Origin of the sequence: Haemophilus parainfluenzae T3T1 (assembly GCF_000210895.1) — a bacterium.
In the GTDB taxonomy this organism is placed as follows: domain Bacteria; phylum Pseudomonadota; class Gammaproteobacteria; order Enterobacterales; family Pasteurellaceae; genus Haemophilus_D; species Haemophilus_D parainfluenzae_A.
In genome coordinates this window covers 1,469,690-1,484,311 of the sequence record NC_015964.1, presented here as the reverse complement: position 1 = coordinate 1,484,311, position 14,622 = coordinate 1,469,690, and the positions used below count along the sequence as shown (strand labels likewise).

Genomic DNA, 14,622 nt, shown 5'->3' with positions numbered 1-14,622 from the left:
AAAAAATAAGGGCGGAAATTACATTCCGCCCTTTTTGTATTTTACTGTTTTACTTAACCGAACCACAATTTAAACAATACAAATACTGCCCTTTTGGATCATTAAATTTGGTTAACACATTCAGTTGTTTTTTTACTTGATGCACTTCTTGTGGCAATCCCAACCAATTTGTCAGTAAGGCTTGACCTTTTTGTTTAAGCTTACGATCTAATTGAGCTAAGAAACTATTATCTTCATCAACCAACCATTGCACACTAAAGCTATCCATATATTTATCCGGATTTTGGTTTACTAGGGCTCCTACTTTCTCAATGGCTACATCTATATCACCTAATTCATCCACCAAAGCATTTTTATGTGCATCTTGCCCTAACCAAACTTGGCCTTGAGCAATTTTATCTACTTTATCTTTTGATAACTGACGACCACGGCTTACGACCTCTAAGAAGCGGTCATAACCATTTTCAATACCAAGTTGATAGATATCTTGAGTATTTTTATTCAGAGGGCTTAAAGCTGATGTTTCCGCGAGATCTGTTGTCGCTACCCCATCGGTACTCATTCCCATTTTTTTAATCGTGTTTTCAAAGGTTGGGAATAATGCAAAGATCCCAATGGAACCCGTAATCGTATTTTTATCTGCCACAATATAATCTGCAGTAGATGAAATCCAATAACCACCAGATGCAGCCATACCGCCCATAGATACCACAACAGGCTTACCTGCTTTTTGAAGATTTTCAGTTTCCTGACGAATAATTTCTGATGCAAAAGCGCTACCGCCCGGAGAATTAACACGGAGAACAACTGCCTTCACTTTCTCATTATCGTGAGCCTGTCTTAATAATCTCGCAATGGTATCACCACCAGCAGACTCTTCATTGCTTTCCCCATCAATAATTGTCCCTTCGACATTAACTACAGCAACGATATTTTTTTCATTTGGATCAACAGAGAAACGATCACCTAAATCAGATAAATAATCTTCAAAATCTAATAATTTAGTATTTCCCTCTGCATCTTGACCAAAAAATGCGGTCAATTTTTTATCTAAATCCAATCTTGTCGCAAAATGTGTCACTAACTGACGTTTTTTCACATAAGCCGTTTCATCACCCTTTAACGCTTTTAAATCACTAATATATTTTTGTGCATTGGGTAATACATCATTAGCGGTAATATGACGATTAACCATTAACGTTTGCATGTAGTTTTGCCACATCCCCCCAAGCCATTTCTGCATATTCGCTCGTGCTTCTGGTGACATATCATCACGCAAGAAAGGTTCTACCGCGGACTTATATGTCCCCACTCGGAAAATATGCGGCGTAATTTCAAGTTTTTCGAGCATGGATTTGAAGTAAAGATTTTCATAACGTAAACCTTGAATACCGACTTGTCCAATCGGATTGAGATAAATTTCATCCGCAAAACTCGCAAGAAAATATTGTGATTGTGTGTAATTGTCAGCATAAGCAATAACTGGCTTTTCTGATTCTTTAAAACTTTGAATGGCCTTTCCTACATACTCTAATGATGGAAGATCCCCCCCTTCAAAGTCATTTAAATTCAACACTAAACCACGAATGCGTTCATCATCTTTCGCAGATAAAATACTTTGCACCACATCAAAGGTTGAATATTTATAAGAGACTTTTTCATTATTTAAACGTTGGAGTTCCTTTTCCCAACTCAACATATCTTCCGTGTTATCCGCAAGATAGCCCGTTAAATTTAAATATAATGCACCTTGATCACCTGATAATACTTGGCTTTTCTTACCATCACCAAAAAGGCCGACAAGAAAAATCAACGCTAAAACAAATAATAAAAACACAAAATTCATCACAAGATTTCGGATAAAATTGAGCGCTTTACAACAAAATTTCAATACGCTTAATATGGTATTCATGTGAAATTAAACCTTTAAAAACAGAAATAAAAATTGTGCGTAGCCTATCATAAAGTTTAGTGAAAAACTATGTTATAATTAACCGCACTTAAAACTAAAAAAGGGAAAAACACTATGGACGCATTAACTCTTTTAACACAACGCAAATCCAATAAAAAATTAACGGCGCCAGCACCTAGCCAAGTGCAATTAGAACAAATGTTTCAAGCAGCTTTACGTGCACCCGATCATGGTAAACTCGAACCTTATCATTTTGTCGTGATGCAAGGCACTGGTTTAAGTAAATTAGAGAACTTACTCAAAGTAGCGGTGACTGAATTTAATTTAGGTGAAGAGCGACTAAAAAAAGCAGAGAATTTTGCACGCCGCGCACCGATGGTTATTGCTGTCATTGCTAAAATTAATCATGAAGTCGCCAAAGTTCCTGGTTGGGAACAAATGCTTACTGCAGGTGCAGCAACTTATGCTCTTCAACTTGCTGGTAATGCGCTAGGCTTTGAGAGCTTTTGGGCAACGGGGCCACTTATTGAAGGACGTGAATTACGTGAAGCATTTGGCTGTGGTAAAAATGATAAGATTGTTGCCTTATTACAAATTGGTACAGCGGCTGAAAAATTAGAAAAAGAGTGTAAACCAAAAGATTTATCACGTTTCGTGAGCCATTTATAAAAATCAAAAAAGGCGGATATTTCCGCCTTTTCTGTTCCTTTTATTCTAACTCGCCTTCTATCCCGCTTCGGATTTTGTGCTCAAACGCCGTATAATCCACTAAAAAGGCATCATGACCATAATCCGACGGAAACTCGTAAAATTTTAAATCGACTCCCGCTTGTTCTAAAAGCTGTTTACTTTTATGTAAATCAATGGATTTAAATAGTTGATCTGTCGTGACGGATACTAACGTATAACGTGCTTTAATTCGAGATAAAGCTTCTTTTACATCCGCATAACCAACACTTGGATCATATAGATCGAGAGCTCGTAATAAATGCAAATAAGTGTTGGCATCAAAACGATCTAAGAATTTTTTACCTTGATAACTCAAATAGGATTCTACTTGAAAGTGATCGCCCCAGAATTGCCCTTCAGATTTAGTTGCACGACCAAATGCCTTAGCCAACTGCACATCGGTACGATACGTTAACATTCCCAACATGCGCGCAATGGAAAGGCCCTGATTTGGCGGTATCCCATCATAATAGTCACCATTATTGAAATTCGGATCATTAATCACCGCTTGGCGCATGACATGGTTAAACCCTATGGCTTCCGCACTAAAGAAGATAGAAGAACAAAGATTCACAATGTTATCCATAAAATCTGGATAATCAATTGCCCATTGTGTGGCTTGCATACCACCAAAAGAGCCCCCCACTATTGCTTTTAAATGTGGGATACCAAGGTGCTCAAGTAACGCTTTTTGTACTTTGATAATATCTTGAACAATAATATTGGGGAACTGGCTACCGTAAGGTTTTCCTGTAGTGGGATTAATTGAGCTTGGTCCCGTTGTCCCTTTACACCCGCCTAATACATTTGAGCAAATAAAAAAGTACTTAGATGTATCAAAGGCTAGACCTTCGCCCATAAAGTTTTGCCACCAACCATCTTTATTCGGTTCATCAAAATAAGGTTCGGCATCTCCTGTTAAGGCATGACAAATCAATACAGCATTGCTTTTATCTGCATTTAAAGTGCCGTAAGTTTGATATGCGACATTAATAGGCGAAAGCTGCCCACCCAATGTTAATTGGAGGGGATTGTCTTGAAACAGCACGACATTTTGCACAGCCATTAAAATGATAACCTTTTACGTTGATGATTTACCAATTATCAACAGCTCATGTTTTTTGTCAAGAAATTTTAGACGTTTAGACGTCTAAATATTTCCTTATCAATTTAGTAAACAAATTACACTTGAAATTATTTTGCTTTTTCAGTATGTTAGCCATATGCAACTATCCAAAATGCTGTCAAAAATGACCGCACTTTCATGGCTCTCTCGCCTTCCGCTGAAAAAACTCCTCGGCTACGCTTTGGGGTTAGGTTTACTCGTCTTGATTGGTTGTTTCACCATTGATCGCGCTGTGAGTTTCTATGTCCAGGATCGCGTTTATGAAGACGTTGAAACACTCCCACATCGTCACTATGCATTAGTATTGGGCACATCCAAATATGTTGCCAAAGGTAAAACCAACAAATATTACGACTACCGTTTAGAAGCATCAAAATACTTAATCGATCAAAATAAAGTTGATTATTTACTGCTAAGTGGTGATAACCGCACGCTTCAATATAACGAACCTCGTACCATGTTTTTGGACCTACGTAGAATGGGCGTGTCTGAAAGCGTCATGTTTAAAGATTTTGCAGGATTCCGCACCTTAGACTCTGTTGTGCGAGCTAATAAAGTTTTCCAAGTTCCTTCCTTTACGATCATCAGTCAAAAATTCCATTGTGAACGCGCGCTACTTATTGCTAAACATTACGATATTGATGCCATTTGTTTCACCGCTAAACAGCCAGAAGTTTATTTTGGGACACGTGTCCGCGAAATGTTTGCTCGTGTGAAAGCTGTATTAGACTTAATTATCGGGGTAAAACCCTACTTTCTTGGTACACCAGAACCGCTACCAATGCCTGCTGAATAGTTAACTATTCTTTAATTTTTACCCTGTTTAATCAAAAAACATCTAAATAAAAAGATTTTTATACGATTTTTTATCATATTTATTTGACAATTTTTACTTAAATCGCTATTTCTAATAGCCATCATAAAACACAACATCTTACTTTTTTATTTTAGAGGATTATCTTATGTCTCATTTATCGGTAGCAAAATTTGGTGGTACATCCGTCGCGAACTATTCCGCGATGCAAGCTTGTGCCAAAATCGTTATTGCAGATCCTAATACTCGCGTTGTCGTGCTTTCTGCCTCTGCTGGCGTAACAAACTTATTAGTTGCCTTAGCCAATGGTGTCGAAGCTGAAGAGCGCGCGAAATTAATTGGTGAAGTCCGCCAAATTCAAGAAAACATTTTAAATGAATTAAAAGACGACAGCCGTGTTCGCCCTATCATCGAAAAATACTTAGAAAATATTACCGCACTTTCTGAAGCGGCTAGCCTTGCGACATCACTTGCTTTAACTGATGAAATCATCAGTCAAGGTGAAATGATGTCAACACAGATTTTCATTGAAGTATTAAGAGAATTACAAGCCTCTGCGACTTGGGTGGATGTTCGTACTTTAGTGGCGACTAATGATAACTTTGGTAAAGCCGCACCCGATGATGCGCAAACTCAAGCGAACTGCGATAATTTATTAAAACCATTAATCGACCGTGGCGAATTAGTCATCACTCAAGGCTTTATCGGTCGTGAACCAGGCGGTAAAACGACTACTTTAGGTCGTGGTGGTAGTGACTACTCTGCTGCACTTTTAGCGGAAGTATTAAACGCAAAAGATGTATTAATTTGGACGGATGTGGCGGGAATTTACACCACAGACCCGCGTGTCGTCCCTGAAGCAAAACGTATTGATACCATGAGCTTTGCTGAAGCTGCTGAAATGGCAACTTTCGGCGCTAAAGTATTACACCCAGCAACATTACTTCCAGCTGTACGCAGTAATATTCCCGTTTATGTAGGTTCAAGTAAAGCGCCTGATGCTGGTGGTACTTGGGTAACACGCGATCCACAACCACGTCCGACATTCCGTGCAATTGCAGTTCGCCGTGATCAAACTTTATTGACGCTTTCAAGCTTAAGCATGTTACACGCCCAAGGATTCCTTGCGAATGTATTCAATATCTTAGCCAAATATAAAATTTCGGTGGACACCATTACCACTTCTGAAGTGAGTATTGCATTAACTTTAGATAAAACAGGTTCTGCTTCATCTGGTGTTGAATTACTTTCACCAGAATTATTAGAAGAATTAAGTCAATATTGCACCGTGAAGGTCGATACCGGATTATCACTTGTCGCATTAATTGGAAATGACTTACACCTTGCTTCTGGTGTAGCAAAACGCATTTTCGACACGCTCGAAGGTTATAACATTCGCATGATTAGCTATGGTGCAAGCACGAATAACATTTGTATGCTAGCACATAGCGACAAAGCGGATGATGTAGTACGTTCATTACATAAATCGTTGTTTGAATAATAAATTTAAGGAAAGTGCGGTTAAAAATAACCGCACTTTTTTACGTTTTAAATTTGAGATTACGGCAAAAAAAGAGTAAAGTAATCGTTTGTCTGATTTATAAACTTACGCAAACTTAAGGCGGAAATTATGGGAAAAAGTGTTGTTGTTCTTGGCGCTCAATGGGGCGATGAAGGGAAAGGCAAGATCGTTGATTTATTAACGGATCGAGTCAAATATGTGGTGCGTTACCAAGGTGGTCACAACGCAGGTCACACGTTAATTATTAATGGTGAAAAAACTGTATTACGCTTAATTCCATCGGGTATTTTACGTGATAACGTGACCTGTTTAATCGGTAACGGCGTGGTGCTTTCTCCTGCCGCATTAATGCAAGAAATGGGCGAATTAGAAAGCCGTGGCGTAAAAGTACGTGAACGTTTATTAATTTCAGAAGCTTGTCCATTAATCCTACCTTATCACGTTGCAATGGATCACGCTCGTGAAGCCGCATTAGGTAAAAAAGCCATTGGTACAACCGGTCGTGGTATCGGCCCCGCTTATGAAGATAAAGTCGCTCGTCGTGGTTTACGTGTGGGCGATTTATTCAATCGCGAAGCCTTTGCTGAAAAATTAAAAAATATCCTTGAATACTATAATTTCCAATTGGTGAACTACTACAAAGTAGAACCTGTTGATTATCAAAAAACATTAGACGATGTGTTCGCGGTAGCTGATATTATTACCGGCATGGTGGCGGATATTACAACCATCTTAGATACCGCTCGCAAAAATGGCGACAACATTTTATTCGAAGGTGCACAAGGCACCATGCTTGATATCGACCACGGCACCTATCCGTATGTAACCAGTTCGAACACCACAGCAGGCGGCGTAGCAACTGGTTCTGGTTTCGGTCCTCGTAACCTTGATTATGTGTTAGGTATCATCAAAGCATACTGTACACGTGTTGGTGGCGGTCCATTCACCACAGAATTATTCGATGAAACTGGTGCTGAAATTGCTCGCAAAGGTAATGAATTTGGTGCAGTAACTGGTCGTCCTCGTCGTTGTGGTTGGTTTGATGCCGTAGCCATTCGCCGTGCGATTCAACTTAACTCTATTTCTGGCTTCTGTATGACCAAATTAGACGTATTAGATGGTTTCGATGAAGTGAAAATCTGTACCGCTTACAAAATGCCAAATGGCGAAATCGTTGAATATGCACCACTAGCAGCGAAAGATTGGGAAGGCGTAGAGCCAATTTACGAAACCTTACCAGGATGGAAAGAAAACACCTTCGGTGTGACTGATGTAAATAAACTACCGCAAACTTGCCGTGATTACATCAAACGTATCGAAGAAGTAACTGGTGTGCCAGTAGCTATCCTTTCAACAGGTCCAGATCGTGTTCAAACAATGATTTTACGCGATCCATTTGCAGCCTAAAACAGCATAAAAATAAACCGCACTTTGGCACAACCAAGTGCGGTTATTTTTTTAAGGAGTTTTTGATGACTGAACAAGATATTGCTGACTACCTAAAAAATCACCCTGATTTTTTTACCCATCGCCCTGAGCTACTTCAACAGCTTAGTATTCCGCATAGCCATGAAGAAGGGACGATTTCGTTAGTCGAAGCACAACTTGCTCAGCAACGAGAACAAATCAAAACGCTTACTCAACTCCTCGAAAAATTTCATCAACTTGCTCATCAAGAAGCGGATATCTTCTTTGCTCTCTTACCTTTGCAGAAAAAACTATTTCAAACAGAAGACTTCATTGCCATCAATGAAAAGCTTGATGACTGGGCAAAAGGCTATGAACTAGAAGGTGCTAAAATCTTACTTTTCACTGACAGCTGGCAAAAAAATAATTCTATTCCTGAACAACATTGGTTAGACCGAAAAGCCTTTGAACTCATTCGCCTAGAGCGTATGGGGTTACGCCAATTCTATTTAGGCGATCTCTCCAATAAAGAAAAAGCCCTCATGTTCCTTCCAGAAGAGCTCCCTATCGGCTCTGTGGCGATTTGCCGTTTGGGTGGAACACCGCAAAAACCAACCGCACTTTTACTCTTCAAATCTCGCGACACTGACCGTTTTCACAACGACCAAGACACCACATTTCTTCGACATTTAGTCGATATTGTGGAATTACATTTGGGAAGATGGCTTTAAACGGTATTAAGTGATCTCTATCACAAATCTGAAAATTATTTAAATTTAGACTTTTATATTCAAATATTTAAGCGTATTTTGTAGGTTAGATGTTTTGGTATAAATGTCGATCGTAGTTTGATCTCATTTACTGATTTTATCCCTATCTCAGTGAGGTTTCATTATGAATAAAAAAATGTCTTTAACATTGATTGCCATTGGACTAGGTATGTCACTTAGTAATATGGCGGCGGCACAAGAAAAATTAATTGTGTACACATCAATGAAAGAATCATTAATTGGTGCATTAAAAGCAAAATTTACTGAAAAACATCCAGATGTTGAAATGGATTATCAGTCTGCCGGCGCCGGAAAATTGATGGCTAAAATTGCAACGGAAAAAGAATCCGGGAAAATTATGGCCGATGTGATTTGGACAAGTGAAGTACCTGACTTCTTCCAAATGAAAAAAAACGGCATGCTTGAAGCTTATGTTTCTCCTGAAACTGCCAATATTGTTAACCCTATCCCTAACTTTGATGGTTCCTTTACCCCAATCCGCCTCGGTACACTAGCAATAGCCTACAATACTCGCTTCGTTAAAGATAACCCGCCTGCTGAATGGGCTGATATCTTAAAACCTGAATATAAAGGTGCGTTTGGTATTGCAAACCCTGCATTATCGGGTACTTCATATATGAGTGTGTCTTTATTAAAGGATAAATTTGGTTGGGAATTCTTTGAAAAATTAAAAGCAAATAAAGCTAAAGTGGGTAAAGGCGCAGGACAAGTTATCGACGATACCGCATCTGGTGATTTATTAGCCTCCCTCGCTGTTGACTATATTACCAACGATAAAATCAAAAAAGGCGCGCAATTAAAATTGGTTTATCCAAAAGAAACGCTTGTCATCCCTAGCCCTGCAGCGATCTTAAAAGGTACTGAACACCTTGCTGCTTCACAAAAATTTATTGACTTCTTACTTTCTGAAGATGGACAAAAAATCATTGCAAATGAAGGAACATTACCAGTTAGAAAAGGTATTGAACTTGATGCTAAATTTGGTATGCCATCTCTAGAGGATGCGGTATCAAGAGCAATTCCTATTGACTATGAAAAATTAATGTCAGAAAAAGAAGAAACAATTAAACATTTCACTCAAATTCTTCAAGGTCGTTAATCAGTAAGGAGTAGTGATTATGGCAACAATTACATTTGAAAATGTATCCAAAAAATTCGGTTCAAATGAAGTGTTAAAAAATCTGTCCTTAGTTGTACAAGATGGAGAATGTTTTACGCTTCTTGGCCCATCCGGCTGTGGGAAAACTGTCTTATTACGCCTGCTTGCAGGATTTGATGTGCCAGATAGTGGCCGTATTTTAATTGATGATGTGGTTGTTGCCGATCCCGCTACAAACACGGATATTCCACCAGATCAACGCGGTTTAGGTGTGGTCTTCCAAGATTATGCTGTTTGGCCGCATATGACAGTCTTTGACAATATCGCCTACCCTCTTAAATTAAAGAATATTGAAAAACAAGCTCTCCATAAACAAGTGATGGAAGTGGTCGAATTAGTTAATTTGACTGGTTTAGAAGAACGTTTACCTTCTCAATTATCAGGAGGGCAACAACAGCGCGTTGCTCTCGCAAGGGCGTTAGTTGCTAAACCGTCTTTAATGCTCTTGGACGAACCTCTCAATAATTTGGATGCCAATCTTCGAGAGGAAATGCGTTTTGAAATTAAAGAATTACAGAAAAAACTTGGCATTACTATTCTGTACGTAACACATGACCAAGAAATTGCCCTCGCAATATCAGATCGTTTGGCCATTATGAATGAACACGGCGATATCCAACAAGTTGGAACACCATGGGACATTTATGAGCGTTCAGAAAATGAGATGGTGTTTAAATTTATGGGCCTCGCAAATTTCATTCCTGTGAGATACCAAAATAATCATCATTATATTGGAGAAGGTAATCAAATTTTAAACTGGAAAAACTTGCCACCTAACTCAGGGAAATTAGGATGTCGACCTTCCGATATCATACTAAGCAAAAACAATGAAGGTTTACTAGGAAAAATATCAAGGGCCAGCTTTCTTGGCGCAGTAATGGATTATATGGTAGAGATTGATGGTGTAACACTACGAACAGAAATCCCAACTAATAAAGCATTACGTAATAATTTAATGTTCAATGAAGGTGAAAATTGCTTTATCAGTTTTCATGATTTGCTTTGGTTTGATTCTGCTAAAGAAATCTAGAGGGGTTTATTATGGCTACAACTATTCAAAATAATCATCCATTCAATATTGCTAACGTTATTCTAGCCTTATCTATCGGTATCTTAGTTATCGTTGTTGCGGTTCCTGTTTTACTTATTTTCCTTAATTCTTTTTGGGTTGATGGACAATTTAATATCACTGATGTGGTGAATATTCTTAAGCAAGAAGAAACCTATGAAGCATTACTCAATTCACTTTTTATCGCATCTGGCGTAACTGTGATGAGTACGATTATTGGTACATTTTTTGCTTGGTTAGTGACTCGAACAGATCTACCTTATAAAGGTTTTATGAAAGTGATGTTCCTTGTACCTTTTATGCTTCCTTCTTTCATTGGGGCATTAGCTTGGAAAATGTTACTTTCACCACGTTCTGGCTACATTAACCAATTCTTCATGGATTTAGGATTTGATGGGCCTATTTTTAATATCTATAGCTATGCCGGTATTATGGCCGTAGAAACGATGTATCTTTTCCCATTCGTCTTTATCCAAGTCTGTGGTGCATTAGAGCGTATGGACCCTACATTAGAAGAATCAGCGAGAATCTCAGGCGCAAGCCTCTTTACCATTACACGTAAAATTACCATTCCACTCGTCATGCCAAGTATTCTTTCTGGTGCATTACTCATTATGCTCTATTCTATGGCTCACTTTGGTACTGTTGCCGTACTAGGCGTAGAAAATGGTATTTTTAACATTCCAACCCTCATTTATGAACGTATTCACCAAAGTGCGGGTAGTTTTGAAGCCATTCGTACCGGTACTGTACTTGCAACTGTTTTAGTATTCACTGCGGCACTGATTATTTGGTTACAAAACAAAATCTTAAATAAAGGTCGATTCCAAATTATTGCAGGTAAAAGCTTTAGACCTATCGAAGTAAAACTTCGTGGTTTGAGAAAACCGTTGCTTGTTATTTGCTTACTCTACATCGCCTTTACTATCGTATTGCCTACAGTCACGATTTTCCTTGTTGGCGGATTAAAAACCTATGGATTGCCAATTACATGGGAAAATCTCACATTAGATAACTATAAATTCATCTTATTTGAATGGCAGTTAACAAAAGATGCAATTCGCAATAGTGTGACTCTCGGTCTCGCTGCAGCATTGATTACCATGTTTGCAGGGGTAATGATTTCTTATGTTATCGTTAAAATGCGTGTTCGCGGAAAAGGCATCCTTGAGTTCTTAGGGATGTTACCATTCTCCGTACCTGGCTCTGTAATTGCTCTTGGGGTAATCCTTGCCTGGAGTGGTAAATTTGGCATCAATCTCTACAACACAGTTTGGATTATTTTAATTGCCTATATCGCTCGTTATATGGCTTTCTCACTCAAAGCCAACTCTGCTGCACTTGAGCAAGTGCATGATTCATTAGTTGAAGCTTCTCGAGCATGTGGAGCAAGTATGTGGCAATCTTTAAAAGATATTGTTATCCCACTCGTAAGACCAGGGATGATTGCCGCTTTCTTCCTGATTTTCCTTCCTGCTCTACGTGAATTGACTGTTTCTGTTATGTTATATGGTCCTTCTACACGAACCATCGGTGTCGCAATTTATACTCTAAATGAAGACGGTGAAACGGTTTATTCTGCAGCATTAGCGGGTATTGCCCTAATAATCATTGTGTTAGGCCAAACTGTTATTAAACGTTATGCTGAAAAGAAAACTCAAAAATAGAAGGTTAGGAGTAAAAGATGAGCTATATTCAATTAAATCATGTCATGAAAAAATTTGGTGATGTTATTGCCATTGAAGATCTTAACCTTTCTATCAAAAAAGGCGAATGTTTCTCTATGCTAGGGCCATCAGGTTGTGGAAAAACAACTACCCTACGAATGATTGCAGGCTTTGAAGACTTAGATGGTGGGGAGATTAAAGTCGGTGATAAATTACTGTCATCGAAGAAAAACAATTTCTATCTCCCGCCAGAGAAACGCAATTTTGGCATGGTCTTTCAGGCCTTTGCGGTATGGCCACATATGACGGTATATGATAACGTTGCCTTTCCGTTAAAACTCAAAAATATTTCAGCCCAAGAAATTGAAAAACGAACAACCGATGCGCTAAGACACACTAATTTACTTAGTGTTGCCAAGAAAAGCCCTGATGATTTATCTGGTGGCGGAAAACAACGTGTCGCACTTGCTAGAGCATTAGCAATTAACCCAGACGTCATGTTACTAGACGAACCATTATCAAGCTTAGACCCACATCTTCGCGAAGAAATGCGGTTTGAAATTAAGGCATTACAGAAAAAATTTGGGTTCTCAATTATTTATGTGACGCATGACCAATCTGAAGCGATGGCACTTTCAGATCGTATTATGGTTATGAAGAAAGGGGCGGTACAACAAATTGATACCCCATTAAATATTTATAACAACCCCGCTAACAAGTTTGTCTTCAATTTTATCGGGTTATCAAATCAATTAAATGTAAACCTGTCATCACAAGGTATTCATATTGATAAAGTTGATGGTATTTTCAATCTTCCAGAAATGCCAAATAATGACTTACTTTCACAAGGGAAAGCCATATTAGCAAGCCGTCCATCTGACATTGAATTTGTTCAACAAGGTGGAATTCCTGGTGTCGTAAAACGTCGTTCCTATCTTGGTGAAGTGACGGATTATAATATCCAAGTTGGTGATCAAGATATTCGTGTTCAAATTGGACGACGAGATACTGGCCCGAAAGAAGGGGAAACATGTCAGATAGCCTTTGAACATCTGCATTGGTACCCAGCTGAATAATATATCCTAAGTGCGGTTAAATTTAACCGCACTTTTATTTTTTGTGATAATTAAACAAGCTATCCTAATTATCAACTAATCTTTGATCCTGCTCACAATTTCAAGAAAATAAACTTTCTTTATTTTTCAACTCTTTTTACAATATCTTTGTTTTTATTATTAAAAACAAACAATTAAATTTAACTTCAGATATCACAAGGGTCTAATTATGAAAATTTTAACTTGGCCTGTGGTTGCAGGTGCTGCACTTGGTATCGTTGCGCCACTTCTCACTTACAATGGCAATCCTGGTAATATGGGATTTTGTGCAGCTTGTTTCTTACGCGATACAGCAGGTTCGCTTGGATTACATCACGCCGCCCCATTACAATACCTTCGCCCAGAACTCATTGGATTAGTTTTAGGTGCACTCGTCAGTGCATTCTTATCTAAGGAATTTAAACCTCGTGGTGGCTCTGCCCCACTCGCTCGTATTAGCTTAGGCTTTTTTGCGATGCTTGGTGCACTCATTTTCTTAGGTTGTCCATGGCGTGCTTATTTACGATTAGGTGGCGGTGATCTCACTGCAATTGCCGGTATCGTAGGATTGTTTGCCGGTGTATTAGGCGGTATTTTCTTCGCTAATCGAGGATTCTCATTAGGTAAATCTAAGGAACAAAGCCAATCTTCTGGCTTAATCGGTCCAATCTTTGCTGTAATTTTGCTTGTTTTAGCCTTAACCCAATTTAAATTTGGTGAAAATCTCGCGATTTACACCTCTGAAAAAGGGCCTGGCGCACAACATGCGGCTATTTGGATGTCACTTGCTGGCGGATTACTTCTTGGTGTGCTGATGCAAAAATCGCGTTTTTGCACCATTGGGGCATTCCGAAACTTTGTCCTCTTCCGTGATGCACATTTATTAAACGGTGTGATTGCATTGATTGTCTTTGCAGCAATAACTAATGCCTTATTAGGTCAATTCCATTTAGGCTTTGAAAAACAACCTATCGCGCATAATGACTATCTCTACAATTTCCTTTCTATGGCGCTTTGCGGTCTTTGCTTTGCATTAGGCGGTGGTTGTCCAGGTAAGCAATTAGTCAATATTGGTGAAGGGAACAATGACTCTGCATTATTTGTGCTCGGTATGCTACTGGGTGCAGCAGCGGCACATAACTTTGGTTTCGCAGCCGCTCCTACTGGCGTTCCAACCTTTACGCCTTATGTTTTACTTGCCGGTTTTGCAGTTTGTTTATATATCGCATTAACCAATAAATCGGAAGCTTAACATTCATTCAAAATAAACAAAAAGGAAGTCAATCATGACTTCCTTTTTTCGTTTTCAAAAGTGCGGTCATTTTTAACCGC

The 14,622-nt window shown here is 38.8% G+C and carries 12 protein-coding genes; 10 read left to right on the top strand and 2 right to left on the bottom strand.

Annotated features, from left to right (window positions below):
* Positions 1 to 49 precede the first annotated feature (49 nt).
* On the bottom strand, positions 50 to 1,912 hold the full coding sequence (sppA, locus tag PARA_RS07465; protein ID WP_014065228.1) for a signal peptide peptidase SppA: 1,863 nt from the start codon (positions 1,910 to 1,912) through the stop codon (positions 50 to 52).
* Positions 1,913 to 2,026: 114 nt separating this feature from the next.
* Between sppA and PARA_RS07460 the strand changes: the two genes are divergently transcribed.
* Positions 2,027 to 2,581, top strand: coding sequence for a nitroreductase family protein (locus PARA_RS07460; protein ID WP_014065227.1), 555 nt, complete (start codon positions 2,027 to 2,029; stop codon positions 2,579 to 2,581).
* Between the two features lie 40 nt (positions 2,582 to 2,621).
* Here PARA_RS07460 and metX read toward each other — a convergent pair whose 3' ends face one another.
* Complete coding sequence (gene metX, locus PARA_RS07455) at positions 2,622 to 3,707, bottom strand: homoserine O-acetyltransferase MetX (RefSeq protein WP_014065226.1); 1,086 nt, start codon at positions 3,705 to 3,707, stop codon at positions 2,622 to 2,624.
* A 157-nt stretch (positions 3,708 to 3,864) separates the two neighbouring features.
* Between metX and PARA_RS07450 the strand changes: the two genes are divergently transcribed.
* From PARA_RS07450 to yedE, 9 genes are all read left to right on the top strand, one after another.
* Positions 3,865 to 4,563, top strand: a complete 699-nt coding sequence (locus PARA_RS07450) for a SanA/YdcF family protein (protein WP_041918261.1) — start codon at positions 3,865 to 3,867, stop codon at positions 4,561 to 4,563.
* Positions 4,564 to 4,729: 166 nt separating this feature from the next.
* Positions 4,730 to 6,082 (top strand): lysine-sensitive aspartokinase 3, encoded by a 1,353-nt coding sequence (gene lysC, locus PARA_RS07445; RefSeq protein WP_014065224.1) that lies wholly within the window; start codon positions 4,730 to 4,732, stop codon positions 6,080 to 6,082.
* 129 nt (positions 6,083 to 6,211) lie between these two features.
* Entirely contained in the window at positions 6,212 to 7,510 is a 1,299-nt protein-coding gene (gene purA / locus PARA_RS07440) for an adenylosuccinate synthase (RefSeq protein ID WP_005695883.1), read from the top strand.
* Between the two features lie 65 nt (positions 7,511 to 7,575).
* Positions 7,576 to 8,241 (top strand): DUF484 family protein, encoded by a 666-nt coding sequence (locus PARA_RS07435; protein WP_014065223.1) that lies wholly within the window; start codon positions 7,576 to 7,578, stop codon positions 8,239 to 8,241.
* Between the two features lie 163 nt (positions 8,242 to 8,404).
* The gene (locus PARA_RS07430; RefSeq protein ID WP_014065222.1) at positions 8,405 to 9,400 is read left to right on the top strand and encodes an ABC transporter substrate-binding protein; all 996 of its coding nucleotides are present in this window, start codon (positions 8,405 to 8,407) and stop codon (positions 9,398 to 9,400) included.
* A 19-nt stretch (positions 9,401 to 9,419) separates the two neighbouring features.
* Positions 9,420 to 10,490: an ABC transporter ATP-binding protein gene (locus tag PARA_RS07425; protein ID WP_014065221.1), complete on the top strand. Its 1,071-nt coding sequence runs from the start codon at positions 9,420 to 9,422 to the stop codon at positions 10,488 to 10,490.
* Between the two features lie 11 nt (positions 10,491 to 10,501).
* Entirely contained in the window at positions 10,502 to 12,196 is a 1,695-nt protein-coding gene (locus tag PARA_RS07420) for an ABC transporter permease (RefSeq protein WP_014065220.1), read from the top strand.
* A 17-nt stretch (positions 12,197 to 12,213) separates the two neighbouring features.
* On the top strand, positions 12,214 to 13,272 hold the full coding sequence (locus PARA_RS07415) for an ABC transporter ATP-binding protein (protein WP_014065219.1): 1,059 nt from the start codon (positions 12,214 to 12,216) through the stop codon (positions 13,270 to 13,272).
* A gap of 208 nt (positions 13,273 to 13,480) precedes the next feature.
* Positions 13,481 to 14,542 carry a YedE family putative selenium transporter gene (yedE, locus tag PARA_RS07410; RefSeq protein ID WP_014065218.1) on the top strand — a complete coding sequence of 354 codons (1,062 nt, stop codon included), beginning with the start codon at positions 13,481 to 13,483 and terminating at the stop codon, positions 14,540 to 14,542.
* Positions 14,543 to 14,622 lie beyond the last annotated feature (80 nt).